Consider the following 18,609-nt stretch of genomic DNA (forward strand, 5'->3'; position numbering starts at 1 on the left):
CGGCACCCGCCGACCGGCCCGACGGCCGGGTCACACCGTCACCACCCACGGTCACGGTAACCCCGCCCCCGGTCGGGTTCCGGCTCAGTCCGGCAGCCGGGGCAGGACGCTCGTGGCGTCCCCGGCCGGCGGGGCCGGAGGCGCACCGTACACGTTGCCGGCCGGACGGGGCGGCGTCGCGCCGCCGTACACCGTCGGGGCCGGCCCGGGCGTCCCGGAACGGTAGGTGGTGCTGCCGCGCGGCAGCGGGACCGGAGACTCGTCGGCGGCCGGGCCGCCGTCCGTCCGGTCCGCCCGGCTGCGACGCACCAGCAGGACGATCAGTGCGGCGCCGACGACGACAAGCGCGATACCGAACCACATGATGAGGGAACCTCCGAAGGACGATTCGTCGGCAGCGGCGTCGGTGGCGTCGGTGGCCGGGCCGACGGCGGCGACCACCGCCGACGTACCGGCCGTCTCGGCCGGCGTGGACGCGGCGGCGCTGGGCGTGGGCTTGCGGGTCGGGCTCGGGCTCGGGCTCGGCGGACGCTTCGCACCCACCAACCGGGCCGAGCCGCCGGCCCGACCGAGCACCTGACCGTTCGCGGCGCTCGCCTCGCCGGCCAGCTCCAGCCGCCCGCCGATGGCGCCGGCCAGGAACGTCACCCGATAGCGCACGTTGGCGGACCGCCCCTTGCACAGCGGCCGGTCGACCGGCGCCACCTGGGCGGTCGAGACGGCGCCACCACCCCCGGCGACCGACACCGCCACCCAGCGTCCGCCGGTCGCCACCTCCACCCGGACCTGATCCGCCCGCAGGCCGTCCAACCTCAACCCGAGCGCGGTACGCAGCAGCACGCAACCCTCGGTGCGCTTGCGTACCCCGATCGTCACCGCGCCCGCCGAACCGCCGGCGGTGAACTTGCCGGCCGAGCGCAGGCTGACCCGGTCGCCCTCGGCCATCGCCGGGGACGCCGGGGCGGCCACCAGGCCGCCCAGCATCACGCCGACCGTGGCCCAACGCGCCGCGTGCCGCCTCGCCGACATCTCCACCTCACCGTTCCCGTCCCGGACGAAGATCCGCCGGTCAGGTTACTACCGGGTCTCCCGAACACCCGCCCATCGAGCCCTCGACATGTGTCCCGCGACACCCAACCGAAGTCAGCCCAGGTGGCCCGCTCGCCCTCGCGTTCCACGCCGTCCCACGCCGGCGATGGCGTTGGCGTTGGCGCTTCGAGATCTGACCGGGCAAACAGATGCACCTTGCCCCTGTTCGCACCATTTTCACGCCTCCATAGTGGTGGGTTACCTGGTACGCAGCCGCCGGCCGAGGGCGCCTGCCTACCGAGATTCAAGCGGGCGACCGGCCCAGCAGCGGGGAACCACTCCCGAATGATCGAGATGGTGGCCAAGGTCTTGATCGACTCCACTTCGGCGAGATGGCGGTATCCCAAGCGCTCAACCCCACCACCTCGGCGGAATGGAGTCGATCAAGCGAAGGTTCCTGCCTATCGGGAGCATCTTCCCACCAAATGGACGACTGAGTGTCTGACCGGAAGCAATCGCGCCTTGCCCTGGCCGCCCCGCTCTTTCGCCGCCGCAGCGGCTCGAAGGACCGGGCTACTTGATAGCAAATAAACCCAAAAGGGAACTTTCCTGACTAGATCTCCGCTTTCCTGTCAGATGGGAGGTGTATCCCTGTCGGTGCGGCGGGTCGAGTGCCCCGAGTAGGCGGGAGCGTTACGCGCGCTCGGTGTCGCTGCCGGGGACGGCGGTCGCGATGCTGGGGTCGGCTCCCGGGTCGCCGGCCCGCTGGAGCTGCTCCTCGAACATCACGAAGGTGCGCCGCCGTATGCCAGTCACGAGTGCCGCCTCCTCCGGGGTGAACGCACGCCGCTCGGCGACGGCCTGCTCCTCGATGGCCCGCACGGTCTCGTAGAGCGCGAACACCGACCCGTCGCCCCTCAGACTCAACCCACGCTCTTCCTCAACACGCTGCACAAATCGCTCAACCGACCGTACGAAGACCTCTCCACCCATGGCGGAAACAATCTCGCCGATGATGTCGTCAGCAACCTGCCAGCCGCCCGTTTGGAGATCCAACCTCCAAGCGGTCAGACCACCCTCCGCTGTCGGCGTGATCTTCACTGGGGTGTCGTTGTAGTCGTAGTAGCCGGCGAGGCTGAGCCCGTCCGCCGCATCCTTCATTACTGTCCACCGCTCAGGGTCGATTGGAGTGCGGCCCAGAAGTGCTCACGCTGGTGCCGGACGATGCCCTTTCGGATCGCTGATTCCGCGACAGTCAGATTACGGCCCTCGCTCCGGGGCACCGCCTCCAGGTCACGCCAGACCTCGAACAGGGAGTGCTCCCATTCCGCCACGCGGTCCAGCGCGGTCAACTGCAGTCGGAACTCGCCAATGTGTCCGGTAGAGGTCCGCAGCAGGAACTGGATGTCTCGATATCCACTGTCCTGAGGTACACGGAACCGATCCTCGAATCGCGCCACCTCAAGACGGGGATTGGTGCACAGACTCGCTAGCCCAGCGTAGAGATCATCCACTGTCTCGTACGACACCCTGCCGGCGGCCAGATCTCGGAGGCGGTCGGCCCTGCCACCGTTTCGGGCAATCTTGTCCTCAGCTCGAACGCGATCCTTCGGCCCGGGCCGTGGCTTGTACTCGGCCCCGTTCGTCGACAGGCCCGCCAGCTCGCAACCGAGTGAGTCGAGCTCGTGCTGCGCTGCCACCGCATCTCGATACAGCTGATCCAGGTAGGACTTCGCATATGTCGGATCGGTAAGGTGGTCCCGGTCGAAGCCCGGCTGGACCGGTACTGGACGCGCACCATCAAATCTCCGACTTACCTCGATCTGTGCCAGGCGGAGCGGAGTGGCCTCGACGGAAGGTACGGCTGCCGAGGCGACGGCCTCGGCACCCCTGGTCCGGACCTCGTCCAACACGTCCTGCAGGACGTCGATGGCCTGCTGGTGGCTGGCCAGGTGGTGCAGGGTCACCGGCCTGGCGGTCAGCGAGTTCGCGAGTTCCGGAGTTGCCAGCATCATCCGGACCAGGTCGGGCCGCTCCGCGAGCTGCCCTACCAGCGTCTCGGCCAGCAGTTCCTCCCGCCGTGGCGGTGCCTCCCAACTCTGGTCGAGCATCCGCTGGACGCGCGGGTCGGCGAGCAGGCCGGTCAGCTCACCGGCGGCGGTCTCGTCCAAACCCGGTACGAGCCGTCGGAGCGTCGGCCCGTCGGCGTGCTGCGCCAACTCGACGGGCGTCACCCCGGCGGCGAAGGCGTCCTCCAGGCTGCCACTCGTCGCCAACGCGTCCCGGACATAGAGCCCGGCGGCGATCCGGGCCGCGTGCGCCTCCCGGTGCGACCGGCGGACCCGATCCGGCTCCGGCTCGCCCGGCGACACGCCGCCAGGCGACACACTGCCCGGAGGGACGCTCCCCGGGGAAGCACTGCCGGAAGGCGAGATGCCCGCCGGGCGGTGGAAAGTGGTGGACTCGCCGAGCAGGTGGACACGGTTGAAGTCCGGCGGCGGCCCGCCGTCGTACGGCAGCGGGTCCGGAGGACGTGGCGGTGCCGCGCGGTGCCGCGGCTCGGGCAGCACGTTGTAGGCGCCGGGCGGTCGACCGGCGAGCGGCATCGGCCGGCCGTCCGGCCCGAGGACCAGCGCGTCGATGCCCACCACGTTGCTGTCGAGCGGAACGCCGCGGTGGCGGTAGAGCGGTTGGCCCGCCACCACCCCCGTCTGCGGATCGAGGTAGAGGACCGTGCCGTTCTGGTTGAGCGCCACCCAGGCGTGCGAACCGCCACCCTCGAAGCTGGTGATGAGAAAGGCGTAGCTGCCGTGACCGCCCGCCGCCAGTTGCGCGTGCAGGTCGTGATAGCCGCTCTCGACAAGGATCCGCGGGTCCCGGCCGGGGCGATCGGGCCCGCACAGGTCCTGGAAACGCCCGCCGGTCGTCTCCTCGACCCGCAGCGGTCCGTCCAACTCGCCGCCGACCGGCCGATGGACGTCGCCCGCCAGGTAACCATCGAAGGTACGCGGCGCGGCAACCCGCGGCCGGCCGTGCACCCACGTGTCGTAGAGCGAGAGCGTGCAGTCGAGGCAGTTGATGCCCCGGGTGGCATCGGCGGCCGGCCCGCCGTCGTTCGCCAGTCGGAACCACCCACCGCGCCGGGGATCGGCGGTCCGGACCACGGTGCCGTCCGGGTTGCGGGGCATCTGCCGTTCGAGGTCGGTCTGGTGCAGGGCGAGCGGAGGCCGAAGGCCACCACGCCGACCGTAGGGACGGGACCGGTCGACCGGCGGTGGGTGGCCGTGGCCGGTGAGCGCGGAGTGGTCGGCCGTCTCCACCGCGCCGAGGGCCAGGTCTGCCACGTCGTCGTTGATCCGATAGAAGTCGAGATCGTCCTCGACCATCACCCGCTCGGGTGCCTGCTTCCCGGCGAGGACGTGCCGTGCCTCTTCACGCAACTCAGACGCCTCGATGCCGGCCTCATGCGCCTCTCGGTGCCAACGCTCGGCTGCCAGGGTGCGTCCCGCTCGGCGGAGTTCCGTAGCCTGTGCCGCCCAGTCGCTGGCCCGCTCCTCGTGATAAGCAGCGCGTTCGTGGAGCCAGTCCGCCCTCGTCTGACGCCGACGGTCCTCGAACCAGTCCCGTTGAGATCGCAGATAACCTCGATAGCGACGCCGATCGAAGGCTTCCCGGTCGGCCGCCAGGCGCGCTGCCCTCTCCTGCTGGGCATGAGAGCTCGGGGGCGTCGAGTCGAGTGGGCTGGAGACGCCCGGTAGTGCAGGTGTCGAGTGCTGTGGGGCCAACGTCTCCAGAAGCGGGAAGCGAGCATTCGGCACGTTCCGTACATCAGGGGACACCGCCGGCCCCGGCGGAACTGGTGCGGGGACCGATGGGGCGGTCACCGGCCCGGGCTGCACGGGACCGGTCATCGGCGAAGCCCGGTCCGGAGACGGGGGCGCCGCCGCATGCGAAGCCTCGGCGGCCGATGTGCTGGACGAGGTCGGAGCCGCGGGCGCCTGCACCGACGCCGACTGGTGTGGAGAGCCGGTGTCGGGCACGACGGACGTGGTCACCGAGCCGCCCCGGGTGTCGGCCGGACCGGCCAGCGAGGTGCCGGCGGCGGGCACGTCGGTGGCTACCGAGGACAGGGTCGGACTCGCGGTGTTGGACAGGTGCACCGGACTGGCCGTCGCGATGCTCGGCCCTGCGCCCCCCGCAGCAGTCGGCGCTGGGGTAATCACCTCCGGGTCCGGTCGCGTCGGGTCGGCCGGGGCGGGGTGGTGCGTCGCGGTATCGGCCGTCGGCAGGGCCACCGGTGGCGAGGTGGCGGCCAGGGGGTGACCGACGGCCGGATCGCCGGGGTGGGCGGGGGACGGTCCGGTGGACACTTGCGCCGGGGCGAGTCCGGCCGCCTCGATGCCGGGCGGCACGTCCAGGCCGACCGGCGGAGCGGTGAGGCCGCCCAGTTTTCCGTCGAGCCGGTGGTGCAGCGCCGTGTCGGCCTGCCCGGTGGCGGATCCGCTCACCCCGGAGGCGGCGGCGCGGGCCAGATCCTCCACCGACGGGCCCTGGCCGGTGGCAAGGCCGGCCGCGGTCTCGGCGAGGCTCTCGCCTGCCATCTCCCGCCCGAAACGCTCCCCGATCTGCGCGAACCGCCCGCTCGCATGCCGCCCCAGGCCGGCGAGGGGCGCGGCGGCGCCACCGGCGAATCCGCCCAGGCCCGACGCGCCCACGTCGGTCAGGTCCAGGCCGTCCCGGCGACCGGTGGAGTTCTGGTACGCCTGGGTCGCCAGACTGGTGCCCGCCTCCTGCCCGGCTTCCATCAGACCACCGAGCACCGCCTTACGGGCGAGCCCCCGGGCGCCGCTCTTGACAACCTCCTTCGCGGCCCGTTCGCCCGCCTCTTTCAGCCCTTCCCTGATCGCCTTGCGAGCCAGTTGAGCGACAAGCCGTTTGAAGATCTGCTGCACGGCGACCCGGGTGGCGGCGACCGCGGCGCCGGCCGCCGGCGACGCCGCGCCCAGTGTGAGCGCCGTGACCACCGCGAGGGACAGCAGCTCCACGACCAGGATGCCCAGCTCGATCCAGGCTTCCAGCTTCGCGCCCTCGATGTCGCAACCGCAGGAGTCGACCAGCCGCCCCAACTCGTCGGTGGCGGCCACGAGGACGTGCAGCGGGGCGTCCTCGCCCCCGGCGACCTTGTCCCAGGCCGTGTCGAACGCGTGGGCCACCAGCCCGACCCCGCCGTACCCGCTCTTCACCTCGCCGGCCGCCGCGGTGGCGTCGTCGCGTGGGCCGGCCAGGACGCCGGCCACGCCGTACCACCGGTCGGCCAGGTCCCAGACGGCGCGCTCGTCGCCCTCCGGCCACTCCACGCCGACCACCCAGTCGAGTGCCTCGTAGATCCAGCCGGGCACGTCCCAGGGGCAGTAGTCGAGCGGATGTGGGATCGGGCTGGGCAGCATGCTCACGCGCGGGTCCTCCGGTCAGCGCCAGGGCCGATGCGGGTTGTGCCGTTGGTGCGGGAGCTTCCCGAGATCGCGGGCGGCGCTCAGGTCCGTCTCCACGGTCGCGGTGACCGAACGGACCACGTCGGAGCCGATCCCGTCGAGCGACCGGCCGAGCAGTTCCCACGCCCGCAGCAGCGTCTCGGCGTACCCCTGGTATTGCTTGTCGAACGCGGCGCCGATGTCGTCGCGCCCCCACGGGCGCCGCGCGCCCGCCGCGGCGATCGGATCTCCGGTCTCGCGCCGGGCCGCGGTCACCGCCCTCCCGGTCGCTGCCAGGTCGGCGCCACCGCGCCGGGCCCGGTCCGCGTCCAGCCAGATCTCCTCCCGGGCCACCTGTCACTCGCCGCGCGCGGCGACGGCGTCGGCCCGGCCGAGCAACGCACCGAAGTCATGGGTACGCAGGAAGTCGACCGACGACGAGCCGGGTGGCAGATAGCCGGAGACAAGCTCACGGGTGGCGTCGGACGCGGCGGAGGACGCGCGCAGCACGGTTTCGGTGATCTTCCGGCTCAGCGCCCGGGCGTCCCGGTCGTGGAACACACCGGGGCTCACCTCGACGCTGATCAGGTCGCCCCGCGCCCCGACCACCGCGGTGACCTGACCGTCGGCGGAGCGTTCGGTCACCCGCAACTCGGTCAGCTCACGCTGGAGTTCGTCCAGACCGGACCGGAGTCGCTGGTATTGCCCGTACACCTCGTCGAACCGCGCCCGAAGTGCACGGTTCGCATCCCGATCCACACTCTCGGCCACCACCGCACCCCTCCCGTCACCGTGGGTAGGGCCGACCATACCGGGTGCCACGAACTCCGTGGGGTCCGGTAATTTCAGGTGGTGATCGAGCGACAGCAGGCCGAGCAGATCGCCTCGGTGTGGGCGCGGCGGGACTCCGACCGCCTCGGCTTTCCCTGCACTGCGATGATCGAGGAGTTCGACCTGGGCTACGTGATCGTGTCCACGGTGTCCACCGAGGCTCGTGCCCTGCCCGGCGACCTGCCGACCACGGTCATCGACAAGGAGACCGGCGAGGTGTCCACCTGGCCCCGGGTGCCTGCGGACGCGGTCGAGCAGATGTACCGCCAACGCCGGCCGAGCGAGCCCCGCGCTCCCCGCACCGTCGATCCGGCCGGGCAACTGCTCCGCGAGCTGACCCGGTTGCCCACCCCCGGCGCCGCGGCACACCTCACCCTGGACGGCCGGCGGCACGTCGCGCAGGGCGCCAAGGGCGACGTCGAGTTGCGGCACCATCCGCTCGTCCGGTCCTACCTGGACGACCTACCCGCCGGCCACCTGGTCCGGGGCGGTGAGCGGCACGCCGAGATGATCGTCGTCTCCGACGCGCTGCACGAACACGACCACCGCCGCGCCGCCGAAGGGCTCCCGCCGCTGTCCGACGAGGATGCCCGCCGCCTGTTGGCCACGGGCCGACTCGAGTGCTTCCGCGTCCGCGAATCGGGTGATCCCGCCGGCGGTCCGTCCGACCTGCGCTGCGAGTCGTGCATCCGGTTCCTCGTGCATTTCGACGTGCTGCCCTGGCCCGAGCTGGCCTACGCCGAGGAATGGCGCCCGGATCCGCAGACACCCCCCGATCGCGACCGGTTCCCCACCGAGGTCGCGGACGCACTCGTGGTCGCCGGCTGGCGGCCGCACTTCGGGGATGAGGTGTCGGCTGCCACCTCGGTCCGGAAGGTCACCGAAGTCAGCGGGACGCAGCACGCCCATGCTTCCTTCCCGGCCGCCCTGGCGACGCTCACTGCCTTTCCCGGTCTGGTGAGCGCCCGGCAAGGTCCAGGTGAGGCGGTATGGATCTCACGTTTCGAAGTACGACCGCGAAAGGTCGCGCACAGCGCCGACACCCTTGCCGACTTCGGCGCGGTCCTGGGCACCCGCCTCTTCCCGCTGGGCAGCGAGCGTCAGGAGAGCATCCTCGCCGTCGACGAGCAGGGCCGGGTCTTCGCGCTCGACCAGGCCGGCGAGTGGTTCCTCGGCACCGACATCGACGCCGCACTCACCACGCTGCTGCTCGGCCGTGCCCCCGCCCGGGTGCGCGACGACGGCACCTGGTGAGCCGCGGGCTTCAGCGGCTCACCCCGACCGGCGCGGGTCTCAGCGCAGCAACTGCACCAGGTTGCGGCGGACCAGATTCTTGCCCGGCTCGCGGATCGCGTCCATGGCCGCCGCGTTGAGCAGGACGCAACTGCCCGAGGGCCCGGTGATCGTCACGGTCACCACCCGGTTGTTGTCCAGGTTGGTCACCCGCAGCCGGGTACCCACCGGGAACTGACCGCTGGTGGCGGCCGGGGCCCCGCCCTCGGCGGAGAACGTGATCGCCCCGGTGCAGGCGCTGCCGCCGACCGGCTGGGCGTTGCCCGGGCGGGTCTCGACCGGCTGCGCCTCACCGGGAACCGGAGCGGTGCCGTCGAGACGTTCCACCACGTTGCGGCGGATGACGTTCTTGCCCGGCTCGCGTACCAGGTCCATGGCGGCGGCGTTGAGCAGCACGCAACTGCCCGACGGCCCGGTCACCGTCACGGTCGTGGCCTTGTCGTTGTCCAGGTTCGTCACCCGCAGTCGGGTGCCCACCGGGAACCGGTCACTTGTCGCCGCGGGCGGGCCGCCCTCGGCCGAGAAGGTGACCGACCCGGCGCAGACCGCTCGCCCGGCCGGCGCGGTCTGCGCGAAACCCATCCCCGTGCCCACCGAGACGACCACGCTGGCGGCCACCGCCATGGTCGCCGCCAGCACATGCTTGCGCTGCACCTTCACGTTCTCTCCCGTCGTCGGTGTCGTTCGATGCCTGGTACGGATGGGAGGGCCGGACCGTTCATTCCACCGGACCGATGTACACGGAGAGCGACGAGTGTGATCTGTCCGAGATCTTGCAGCTCGCGTCCGGTGCGCCGATGGGATGCTGAGGCACCCGCACCGGACCGGAATCCCACCTCTCGACAGGAGTCCCCGTATGTTCGTCGCGCTCGTCACCGCCGCCACCGTCGGGCTCGCGCCGGGTGCCGCCGTCGCCGCCTCGGAACCCACGATCTCGGTCAACTGGCTCGGCACCGCCGACGTCCGCGCGCACACCGCCACGGTGGGCGGACGGTTCGACTGCGGCGACGAGCGCGGCCTGGCGTACATCGAGGTCCACCTCGGCCAGCGGGTACGCCGTGCCTCGGTCACCGGCTTCGGCTTCGGCGTGATCGGCGCCTGCACCGACGAGCGCACCGCCGGCACCTGGACGTCGACCATTCCCGCCGACCAGGGCGCCTTCCGGGGCGGGCCGGCCAGCGTCACCGCGCGCCTGGTCGTCGAGCCCAACTCGCTCACCGAGACCACCGAACCGCTGCGCCTCGTCGCGAATTGCTCCCACCACCGGGCGTGATCCGGTGATGGGCGGCCGGCGGTGTATCGGATAGCTGACAGGACATTGCCTTCGACCAGCAATTGACCGTTTCCCCGACGGAAAAGGGCCGAGTACAGGATCGAGTTTCCTGGTTGTCCTGTCCCACAGTGTCGGCATGCCCTCTTCGAGATCTCGAAAGCTGCGTACCCTGGCCGCCGCCGCTTCGGCGCTCGGTCTCGCGATCGTCGCGATCGTCTGGGGTCTGCGTGGCGTGGAGGTGACCAGTTGGCTGGCCGGTGTCGGTAGCTTCGTGGCGGCCGTCGCGTCGCTCTCCGCCGGCACCGGCGGCCAGCTCCCCCGTCGGCTGGGGCACCGCTTCACGGCGAGCCTCGGCGGACGGATCCGCCGGGTGGCCCTCTCCGGTGAGGGCGACAGCACATTCCACGCCACGAGTGGCGGTGTGATCGAGGACATCCGGGCGACCGGGACGCCTGTCACGTCGACGGCGCTTCCCGAGCCCGCCCCGGCGCGGGACGACGCCGTCGCCACCGAACCCGTCATCCGGGTGGTCGACGGTCTGATCGACCGCGGCGATCAGTTGCGTGCGGTGCTGGGTGGCATCCGCGAATCCGGCCGGGGGACCTTCGCGGTGGTCGGCGGGCACGGCATGGGCAAGAGCTCGTTCCTGTCCCTGCTGCGCGACGCCGTCCGCCGGGAGTTCCCGGACGCGGTGCTGATGCCGATGCGACCGCAGGAGTCGCCGGAGTTGTACGGGCTCAGCGACGCCTACAGCGGCCAGTACGGGTCCGCGGTCACCCCGGCCGTCGCCGCCCTGCTCCTGGACAAGTCGGCGCAGTTCCTCGGCGACCTGGTGCAGGACGTGGTCGGACAGTTCGGCACCTTCGTCGTCGCGAAGGAGGGGGTGCCGCGTGCGTCGAACGTCACGATGAACAACACGTTCGTCGCGAAGTCCTGGGGCGCCATCTCCAACGCCCAGGTCGACGTCAACGTGAAGGGTCCGGCGGAGAGCGCCATCGAACGGCTGAGTCGGGCCCAGCGACGCGTCGACGACGCCTTCCTCGCCGACTGGCGCGCCTTCCTGGCCGGCCGGCGGGCGATCCTCATTCTCGACGGATTCGAGACGCTCATCGACGACGCGGTGGGACAGTGGTTCGTACGGCTCGCCCGACGCCTGCCGGACACCGCGGTGGTGCTGTCGCTGGTGCCGCGCGAGTATGCGGAGCACGGCCGCCGGGTCCTGGATCCGGACCTCATCGAGGAACTTCCGCGGTTCACGGTGGCCGAGGCGCACTCCTACCTGACGTACCATTTCGGCGACCGGGCCGGGATCCGCCTGGCGCAGGCGGTCACGAAGTTCACCGGCGGTCATCCGTACGGCCTCCGGCTCGTCCGGCAGTTCATCACCGCCCATCTCGACGAGGCGCTGGTCCCGGGCCGCCTGCGGGAGATGTTGATCGACCTCTCCGACGGCGGTGACCCGCAGCTCGACCGGCTGGTCCGCGAGGTGATCCAGCCCGACCGGAACCCGAGCGTGTGGCGGGTGGCCGAGGTGGCGTCGCTGTTGAACAGCTTCGACGTGCCGATGCTCGTCGACCTGCTCGGCAGCGAGGATCCCCCGGCCGGTCCGGAGCAGGTGAGCAACGCGGTACGGCAGATCGAGCGGCTCGGTCTGCTCGATCCGCTGTCGGTCGCCGGTCGGTTCCGCCTGCACGACTTCATCCGGCCCGCGATGTCCGAGGCGGTCCGGCGGTTCACGCCGGACCGGTGGACGCGCATCCACAGCCGGGCGGCCGGTTACTACTACCGCCAGATCACCGAGATCGAGTCGAAGACGGAAACGGCGTACGGGTCCTGGTTCAAGTACGAGGACGCCGTGTGGCAGATGCACGAGACCGAATGGATGTACCACTCCGCCCAGTTGTCCGGCGATCGGGACCTGACCCGGGCGCAGTTCGTCGTGCTGTTCCTGGAGGCGTTCTGGTGGTGGGGCCTGTACGTCGACTTCGCGTTCTGCCACCAACTGCTGGAGAGCTGGCAGCGGGCGGCGCAGAACGACATGGACCGGGATCTGCTCGACGAGATCCGCCGCTTCCACGCGAACTATCCGACCGGGCCGGACAAGCCGGCGGGTGAGCATTGGACGGAGGCCCGGCACGCCCTGCGTACGGTGGGAGAGCTCTGCGGGGTCCGCCACGGCTGGCAGGCTCCGGGCCGGTCGCCGGAAGCCGAGGGGGTCTACCGTCGGGCGTGGCTCTACCTGCGGCTGTTCATCGCCCACACGTTCTGGTACGACAATCGGTTCGCCGACGCCGAGCGGGCCTACCGGCAGTTGGAGTCGGAGTTCGCCGACCTCGACGACGACTGGATGGTCGCCTGGCTCTACTTCGAGTGGGCGGAGGTCGCGTACGCGGCGGGTGACCGCGGGTCGGCCGCGGCCCGGTGCCGCCTGTCGAGCGGGATGATCCGCCGGGTGGCGGAGGCGGGTGAGGTCGACTCGGAGTTGCTGGCGTACGTGCACCGGCTGCTTGCCGACCTGTTGCACGACGCCGATCCGGTCGCCGCCGCGCGGGAGTACGGGCAGGCGGTCAAGCGGGCCTTCGTGTTCCATCGCATGGCCAACTCGCTCGATCCCGTGGTCAGCGCTCCGGACGAGTACACCAGCCAGTTCTACGAGGAGATGACGACCCGGGCGGCGGGCCGGGTGCCCGGGTGGGCGGGGCACGGCTCCTTCCCGGACATTCTGGCGGCTCTGGTCGAGCCGACAGCCGGCGATGCACCGGACGTCGCGCGCCTCGACGCGGACGGTCCGGCGCTGGCCGCCGCGCTCTTTCCGCGTGGGCCCCGGCCGAATGAGCTGTACCAGCGCAGGGGGCCCTTCACCGACTACTGGGGGGACGTGGTGGAACGGCTGGACCTGGACGCCGGGGTCGAGCTCGACACCATCGACCGGCTCACCGAGGCACTGCGGGGCTGATCAGTCGCCTGTGGTCAGCCGGAGGCGGTCCACCAGCCAGTCGGCCTGCCAGCGTCGTTCCTCGTCGTGGCGGTCACCGCCCGGTTCGGGGCGGCGGGCCTGCGCTGCCCGTGCCGCGACATAACCGAGCGCGGGGGCCGGGTAGGTGCTGGCCATCTCGACCGCGTCGGCGAGGTAACCGCACACCAGGGAGGCCGGTTGTCGACCGGCCCGCGCCGCCGTCTCCTGCCGGCGCAGCGCCAGCTCCCGCAGGCCGGTGAGCGGGCCGGGGCCGGGGGGTGACCCGCCGGCCGGTGACGCCAGCAGCCGTTCGGCCGCCTCGGCCAGGTGACCGTCGTCGAGGTCGCCGCACTCGGCGGCGGCGTGCCCGGCCGTCCGGCCCACGCATGCCCGGGCGAACGCGGCCGACGTGTCGGGGTTCCATTCGGACACGCGAGCCGACAGTCGGGCACGTCGCCCGACGACCTTGCGGCCCACCACGGTGACCGGCCCGTCGAACTCGATCGACCACAGTTCGTCGTGGAGCCAGTAGGGCAGGTCCGGGACCCGGCAGGCGTGCAGCCCGCGGTGGCACGGTGAGACCTCGGTCGTCTCCAGCCAGTCGGTGGACCAGACGTGGCCGGAGAAGGGCCCGACCCGGCCCGCGCCGAGAAACTTGTAGTACGTCACGACGGGGTGCCTCCGGGCGTCGGGGCGGCCAGGTGCTCCGGGACGTGCCGGCCGGGAAGCGCGGCGAGGCTGCTCCGGACCAGTTGTGCCTTGCGGACGTGCTGAAGGCAGGAGGGGCAGGTCAGCAGATGCATCTCCACAAGTTCCCGCGAGTCCGCGGCCATGGTGCCGTCGGCCAGCCGGGCGGTGAGTGTCACCACCCGGTCACAGCGCAGGAAGGCGTCCATCCTGTTCCTCCCCGTCGAGTCGCTTGTCGATGAGCGCGACCACCTCGGCGCGGGCGGCGCCGACCAGTTCCTGGTATTCCTGTTCGTCGCGCCCGACGAGGGGGGCCGCCTCGGCGGGCGCGACGCCGAGCACGTCGGCCAGGACGAGGGCGACCCGTGGCAGCGGGGGCAGCCGCCGGACGGCCTGCGCGACCAGGTGCTTCAGCGGCATGTCGTCGGTCCACTCCGGCGGGTCGGTGCGCCACCACCCGGCCCACGGGTCGTCCTCGCCGGCGAACCACCACTGGAGCACGCCCTCGTCGGCCGGATCCGCCGAGACGAAGAGCAGCCCGTCGTCCGACAACGCGTCGAGCAGCGCGGTCAGCACGGCGACCCGTGGTCGGGGCAGCCGTTCGCCGGCGGCGAGCCGGGCCAGCACGCGCGCCCAGACGGCGTCGAGCACGGCCCCGGCACGGTCGTCGGTGGCGAACAGGTCGAGCGCGGCGGCGGTCGCCGGGTAGTCCCGGCGGAGCAGTTCGGTCGCCACGTCGAGGGTCGGTATCTCCGCGTACCGGTCGGGGGGCAGCGGGGTGAGCGCGGCCGGCTGCCGTTCGACGGCCGCCAGCAGGGCGGCGAATTCGGGGTCGTCGTGGACGTCCGGCCCTTCGGCGTCTTCGTAGTAGCCGACGACGAACGACCGGACGAGGTCCTGCGGGACCGCCGCGTCGCCGGGACGGGCGGCGAGGAACATGCCGCGTTCCCGGGGCTCGTCGTCGCGTACCCGTGGTTGGACGAAGGGGACGGGCAGCAGGCCGAAGCCGGCGCGCTGGTAGAAGCGCAGCCGGGCGGCGGGGTCGCCGAAGTCACCGGCGGCGTGCGCGCGGGGGTCCTCGACCTCGGCGAGCACCACCTCGGCTTCGGCGCGCCGCCGCCACGCCGGCAACACGTGGTCGAGCAGGACCGCACCGACCCCGCTGCCCCGCAGGCCGGGGCGGACGGCCAGATAGCTCAGCAGCAGCACCCGCTCGAAGGTGTCGGTCACGATGACGCCGACGGGAGAGCCGTCGTGCAGGGCGACGGCGGCCCACGTCGCGTCGCACGTGGCGATGGAGTCGAAGCTCACCAGCTGGTCAGACGGGAAGCTGGGCTCGAGAACCTCCTGGTATGCCCGCCGCAGCAGCGCGGGGTCCGGATCCGTCGACAGGTCACGTAGATGGATCCGCCCGAGGGCCGCGTCGACGGTCGGCGGGATCATGTCCACATCCTCAGCCCCGGATGACCCACCCCGCAAGTGGCCTGAAGTCTCGGGTGTCAGTGGTTGGGCGGGATCACCCGGAGATGGCCCCGGCGGCCCTGCTGGGGGGTCGGGGGCTTGGACTTGTCGTCCTCGGGCGGACGGGGTGGGGCCGGGCGGGCGGCCTCCCGGACCGCCTCGGCCAGCGCGACGAGGTCGTCTGTGGTGGGCGGCGGCGGCTCGAACTCGCCCTCGTGCCGCACCACGTCCCATCCGCGCGGCGCGGTCAGGCTGCGGGCGTGCTGCTCACACAGGTCATACGTGTGCGGCTCGGCGAACGCCGCGAGCGGGCCCACCACCGCCGTCGACTCGTTGTAGACATAGGTCAATGTGGCGACCGCTTGCCGGGGGCAGCCGTTACGGGAGCAGCGCCGTGGTGACCTCACGTGCGGCAGGGTATCCCCATTACCGGGTTCGGCGCACCGCTTCGCGTTACGACACGCCCGTCATGGTGATCACAATCTGTCCGCCTCGGCGCACCGGCACGCCGGGCGGGCCGCGCGACGGCGAACGGGCCCGCTCACCGGGCTACCCTGTCGGTCATGACGAGCCCGCAGAACCGCCGCCCCGGCTCCGGCCGGCGCACCCATCGCGACCGGCACGGTCGAGGGCTGCGCGGGCGGCTGGTGCCGGCCACCGTGCCGCTGGCCCGGACCAAGGCCGAGGTCTTCGACGACCTGGTGCTCGACACGGTGGAGACGCTCGAACGCCGGTTCGCCAAGGAGCTGGCCGGGGTGGAGTTCGCCGTCGAGGACGTGCCGCCGGATTTGAACGTCTACGACTCGGACGTGCTGGAGGACGGCGAGGTGCCGCTCGCCCGGCTCCTGCCGGGCCGCCCCGGCCGGCAGGAGGTGCCGCCGCGCATCGTGCTCTACCGGCGGCCACTGGAGTTCCGCGCGATGGACCGGGAGGACCTGGCGGATCTCGTGCACGACGTGATCATCGAGCAGGTGGCGAACCTGCTCGGGGTCGACCCCGACGAGTTGGCCTGACCCACGTCGACCCACGGGCCGGGCGGCCCCCACCGCCCCGGCCCGTACGCGGGTCAGGCGGCGACGCGCCGCTTGAGCTTGCGCCGCTCCCGTTCGGAGAGGCCGCCCCAGATCCCGAACCGCTCGTCGTGGCCGAGCGCGTACTCCAGACATTCCGTCTTGACTTCACACCGCGAGCAGATGCGCTTCGCCTCGCGGGTCGAGCCGCCCTTCTCGGGAAAGAACGCCTCCGGGTCGGTCTGCGAGCAGAGCGCCCGCTCCTGCCACTCCGGCGCGTTCCCGAGCAGGTCGGCCACCTCGAGCTGGCCGTCCATCAATTGCCTCCTTGTCGCGCACCGGCGTCATTCGCCGCTGCAACCCCCCACGCGAAAGGCGTGCGTGTCCGTACGGGCACGATTTGATGCGTTCCGTGCGAACAACCCCATTCAAATTACACGCGTGTAATGCGTGCGCCGTCAAGCCAAACTTGATAATGGAGTCGCCCTCCCGACACGACCGGGACGACCGCTGCGGTCGCCCGTAGCCTCGCAACCTGCCCTATCGATTCAGACCCCGGACGAGTAACGCCCCTGCCGGCGAGTTGCCCCAAGTTTTCTGCCGTGGCGCGACACCGGCGGGCCGACCGGGCACCCCCGCCGGCCGTCGCCCCAAGATCACCAATGGTGGGGGAAAGGGTAACGCGCTCGACCGGGTATCGCTCGTCGAGCCGGCCAACGTCGACCGCGCCCCGTCCAACATGTGGACGGGGCGCGTAGGGTGGACGGAGCGGTCGATCAGTCGTTTCTGGTCGGTGAGCTGGTCGGCCAGACGAACTCGGCGATCGACCCGCCGGGGACGGAAATCGTGCCGGCGGGCGTGTCCTCGTCCCACCAGACGGTATAAACGCCCGCTTCCAGGTCCGGGTAGACCGCACTGTGGAACACGCCGTCCTGGACATGCCGTTCCCGCACAGCGGAGTGGGTACGCGGGCCGTCCCGGTCCGCACGGCTGATCTCGATCTCGCGCCCGTGCAGGTCCCGCCCGGTGTGGATGATCAGCGCGCCGGAGTCGCCACCGAGGTCCAGCATGACGCTGCCACTGAACGACGGCCCGAGGTCGTGGTGCCGGTGGTTGTGCATCCCGCGCCCCGTCAGGACTTCTTCGCCGGCGGGTTGTTGAACCCGTCGTACGGCGTACCGAGGAACGGGAAGTCGGCGAGGAACGGCGCGGTCACGTCGGTGGCGTCCAGACCCGGCGTGACGGCCGCCGCCGCCGCGTCCGGCTTGAACGTCTTGTCCACAAGCGGCACGGTGAGTCCGGCGATCGCCCGCAGCGCGATCGTCACCACGTCGTCACCGACCCGCCGGCCGTTCGGGAAGCCGGCCAGGTCGCCGCCGAGCACCCCGAACCGGTCCGGCTTGGCGCTGGGTCGGATCGCCGTGTTCAACCGCAACATGTCGGCCTGCGTGTCGCCGGTGGTGTTGGCGAAGCCGTTGATCAGCCCGGCCGGTACGCCGGTCAGCAGGATCGCCACCAGATCGGCACGCGGCTTCTTCGCCTTGTTCAGCTTTTCCAGGTTCGGAAACACCCCCGGGTAGAGCACCGGCAGCAATGCGGCCAGCTCCGGCCGCTCGACGAACCCGGCGAACCGCTTGTCGTCCGACGGCGGCAACGTGTTCCACAGGTCCTTCTTGGACATCGGCACGATGACCTCGTTGAACAACGGGTTGCCGAGGCGTGACACCTGGACGAAGGGGCCGGTGGCGGTGTCCGCCGACACCCGGTCCCCGAGCACCCGGACCTGCTGGCGGGACGCGCTGGTCCAGACGCCGATGGTGGACGCGCGGTCGGCGTAGCCGTACCGGCTGGCCTTGCGGCGGACCTTGCTCAACGGCACCTGGACGGCGATGCTGTGCACGTTCAACCGGTCCAGCGCGTTGACCGGCTCACCCTCGGTCTTGAACAGCTTCTTGCCGGCCACGTGCAACTGCTGGAACGGCCGCAGCGTGCCCAGGTCGAACACCGCGCCCAGGTCGACGAAGAAACCGTCGGCCCGCTGGCCGGCGAAGACCTTCTCCCCGGTGGACAGCTTGAACGTGGCCTGCCGCACCAGGTTCTGGTAGTTCGGCGTGGACAGCGGGCCGACGTTGCACGGCGGGCAGGGCAACTTGTTCGCCAGCACGTGCTCGCGGCCGTCCGCCACCCGGGTCAGCTTGTAGAACTGCCGCCGGTTCCAGTTCTTGCTGTCGAGCGACTCGATCGGGCCGGTGTTGTAGAGAAAGCTGTTCTGGTTCGTGATCTCGGTGGTGAACTCGAAGCGGTACGTGACGTCCGGGTAGCCGTCGCCGTCGTTGTCGACGTGGATCTCGTACCGCACGTCGTCGCCGAACTCGAAGAAGTTGGGACCGCCGGACGGAAGCTGAACCGGCACGTAGTTGGCGATCAACGTGACCGTGTCGGGTCGGCTCGGGCTGACGAACGCGTACAGGTCGGAGCTGTCGGCGACCGGATCCTTGGCGATTTCCGGGGCCTCGCGGTGAGAGGACATGGCGGACCAAACCTTCGTCGGGGGACGTGAGTCGGACCGGCGCCGGGAGCCCGCGCCGGGAGGGAGCG

17 protein-coding genes are annotated in these 18,609 nt (G+C 71.3%); 4 read left to right on the forward strand and 13 right to left on the reverse strand.

The window, feature by feature from the left end; genetic code table 11:
* Positions 1 to 84: 84 nt before the first annotated feature.
* The 5 genes from O7602_RS23855 to O7602_RS23875 all read right to left on the reverse strand — a co-directional run bounded on the left by O7602_RS23855 (position 85) and on the right by O7602_RS23875 (position 7,271).
* Positions 85 to 1,029: a hypothetical protein gene (locus O7602_RS23855; protein WP_281584845.1), complete on the reverse strand. Its 945-nt coding sequence runs from the start codon at positions 1,027 to 1,029 to the stop codon at positions 85 to 87.
* A gap of 693 nt (positions 1,030 to 1,722) precedes the next feature.
* Complete coding sequence (locus tag O7602_RS23860; protein WP_281584846.1) at positions 1,723 to 2,190, reverse strand: hypothetical protein; 468 nt, start codon at positions 2,188 to 2,190, stop codon at positions 1,723 to 1,725.
* Positions 2,190 to 6,476 (reverse strand): toxin glutamine deamidase domain-containing protein, encoded by a 4,287-nt coding sequence (locus tag O7602_RS23865; protein ID WP_281590488.1) that lies wholly within the window; start codon positions 6,474 to 6,476, stop codon positions 2,190 to 2,192. Before O7602_RS23865 ends, O7602_RS23860 begins: the two co-directional genes overlap by 1 nt.
* 21 nt (positions 6,477 to 6,497) lie before the next feature.
* The gene (locus O7602_RS23870; protein ID WP_281584847.1) at positions 6,498 to 6,854 is read right to left on the reverse strand and encodes a hypothetical protein; all 357 of its coding nucleotides are present in this window, start codon (positions 6,852 to 6,854) and stop codon (positions 6,498 to 6,500) included.
* Positions 6,855 to 6,857: 3 nt separating this feature from the next.
* Positions 6,858 to 7,271, reverse strand: coding sequence for a YbaB/EbfC family nucleoid-associated protein (locus O7602_RS23875; protein ID WP_281584848.1), 414 nt, complete (start codon positions 7,269 to 7,271; stop codon positions 6,858 to 6,860).
* Between the two features lie 81 nt (positions 7,272 to 7,352).
* Between O7602_RS23875 and O7602_RS23880 the strand changes: the two genes are divergently transcribed.
* Positions 7,353 to 8,585, forward strand: a complete 1,233-nt coding sequence (locus tag O7602_RS23880; RefSeq protein ID WP_281584849.1) for an SUKH-3 domain-containing protein — start codon at positions 7,353 to 7,355, stop codon at positions 8,583 to 8,585.
* Between the two features lie 39 nt (positions 8,586 to 8,624).
* Here O7602_RS23880 and O7602_RS23885 read toward each other — a convergent pair whose 3' ends face one another.
* Positions 8,625 to 9,278 (reverse strand): hypothetical protein, encoded by a 654-nt coding sequence (locus tag O7602_RS23885; protein ID WP_281584850.1) that lies wholly within the window; start codon positions 9,276 to 9,278, stop codon positions 8,625 to 8,627.
* Positions 9,279 to 9,480: 202 nt separating this feature from the next.
* On the opposite strand from O7602_RS23885, the gene O7602_RS23890 reads away from it, so the two are divergent.
* Entirely contained in the window at positions 9,481 to 9,897 is a 417-nt protein-coding gene (locus O7602_RS23890) for a hypothetical protein (RefSeq protein ID WP_281584851.1), read from the forward strand.
* Between the two features lie 136 nt (positions 9,898 to 10,033).
* Entirely contained in the window at positions 10,034 to 12,853 is a 2,820-nt protein-coding gene (locus tag O7602_RS23895; RefSeq protein WP_281584852.1) for a hypothetical protein, read from the forward strand.
* Here the strand turns inward: O7602_RS23895 and O7602_RS23900 are convergent, their stop codons facing one another.
* Genes O7602_RS23900 through O7602_RS23915 form a run of 4 tightly spaced genes read right to left on the reverse strand, consistent with a single transcriptional unit; the run spans position 12,854 to position 15,408 of the window.
* The gene (locus tag O7602_RS23900; protein ID WP_281584853.1) at positions 12,854 to 13,522 is read right to left on the reverse strand and encodes a hypothetical protein; all 669 of its coding nucleotides are present in this window, start codon (positions 13,520 to 13,522) and stop codon (positions 12,854 to 12,856) included.
* Complete coding sequence (locus O7602_RS23905; protein ID WP_281584854.1) at positions 13,519 to 13,749, reverse strand: zf-HC2 domain-containing protein; 231 nt, start codon at positions 13,747 to 13,749, stop codon at positions 13,519 to 13,521. The genes O7602_RS23900 and O7602_RS23905 overlap by 4 nt, the downstream gene beginning before the upstream one ends.
* Positions 13,727 to 14,983: a GNAT family N-acetyltransferase gene (locus O7602_RS23910; protein ID WP_281584855.1), complete on the reverse strand. Its 1,257-nt coding sequence runs from the start codon at positions 14,981 to 14,983 to the stop codon at positions 13,727 to 13,729. The genes O7602_RS23905 and O7602_RS23910 overlap by 23 nt, the downstream gene beginning before the upstream one ends.
* A gap of 56 nt (positions 14,984 to 15,039) precedes the next feature.
* Positions 15,040 to 15,408 (reverse strand): DUF3499 domain-containing protein, encoded by a 369-nt coding sequence (locus O7602_RS23915; protein ID WP_281584856.1) that lies wholly within the window; start codon positions 15,406 to 15,408, stop codon positions 15,040 to 15,042.
* Between the two features lie 156 nt (positions 15,409 to 15,564).
* On the opposite strand from O7602_RS23915, the gene O7602_RS23920 reads away from it, so the two are divergent.
* Positions 15,565 to 16,014 (forward strand): metallopeptidase family protein, encoded by a 450-nt coding sequence (locus O7602_RS23920; protein WP_018787548.1) that lies wholly within the window; start codon positions 15,565 to 15,567, stop codon positions 16,012 to 16,014.
* Positions 16,015 to 16,067: 53 nt separating this feature from the next.
* Here O7602_RS23920 and O7602_RS23925 read toward each other — a convergent pair whose 3' ends face one another.
* From O7602_RS23925 to O7602_RS23935, 3 genes are all read right to left on the reverse strand, one after another.
* Complete coding sequence (locus O7602_RS23925; protein ID WP_013284161.1) at positions 16,068 to 16,328, reverse strand: WhiB family transcriptional regulator; 261 nt, start codon at positions 16,326 to 16,328, stop codon at positions 16,068 to 16,070.
* Between the two features lie 459 nt (positions 16,329 to 16,787).
* Positions 16,788 to 17,132 (reverse strand): phospholipase, encoded by a 345-nt coding sequence (locus O7602_RS23930; RefSeq protein WP_281584857.1) that lies wholly within the window; start codon positions 17,130 to 17,132, stop codon positions 16,788 to 16,790.
* Between the two features lie 11 nt (positions 17,133 to 17,143).
* The gene (locus tag O7602_RS23935; protein WP_281584858.1) at positions 17,144 to 18,541 is read right to left on the reverse strand and encodes a DUF4331 domain-containing protein; all 1,398 of its coding nucleotides are present in this window, start codon (positions 18,539 to 18,541) and stop codon (positions 17,144 to 17,146) included.
* Positions 18,542 to 18,609: the final 68 nt, after the last annotated feature.

This window comes from Micromonospora sp. WMMD1128, assembly GCF_027497235.1.
In the GTDB taxonomy this organism is placed as follows: Bacteria; Actinomycetota; Actinomycetes; order Mycobacteriales; family Micromonosporaceae; genus Micromonospora.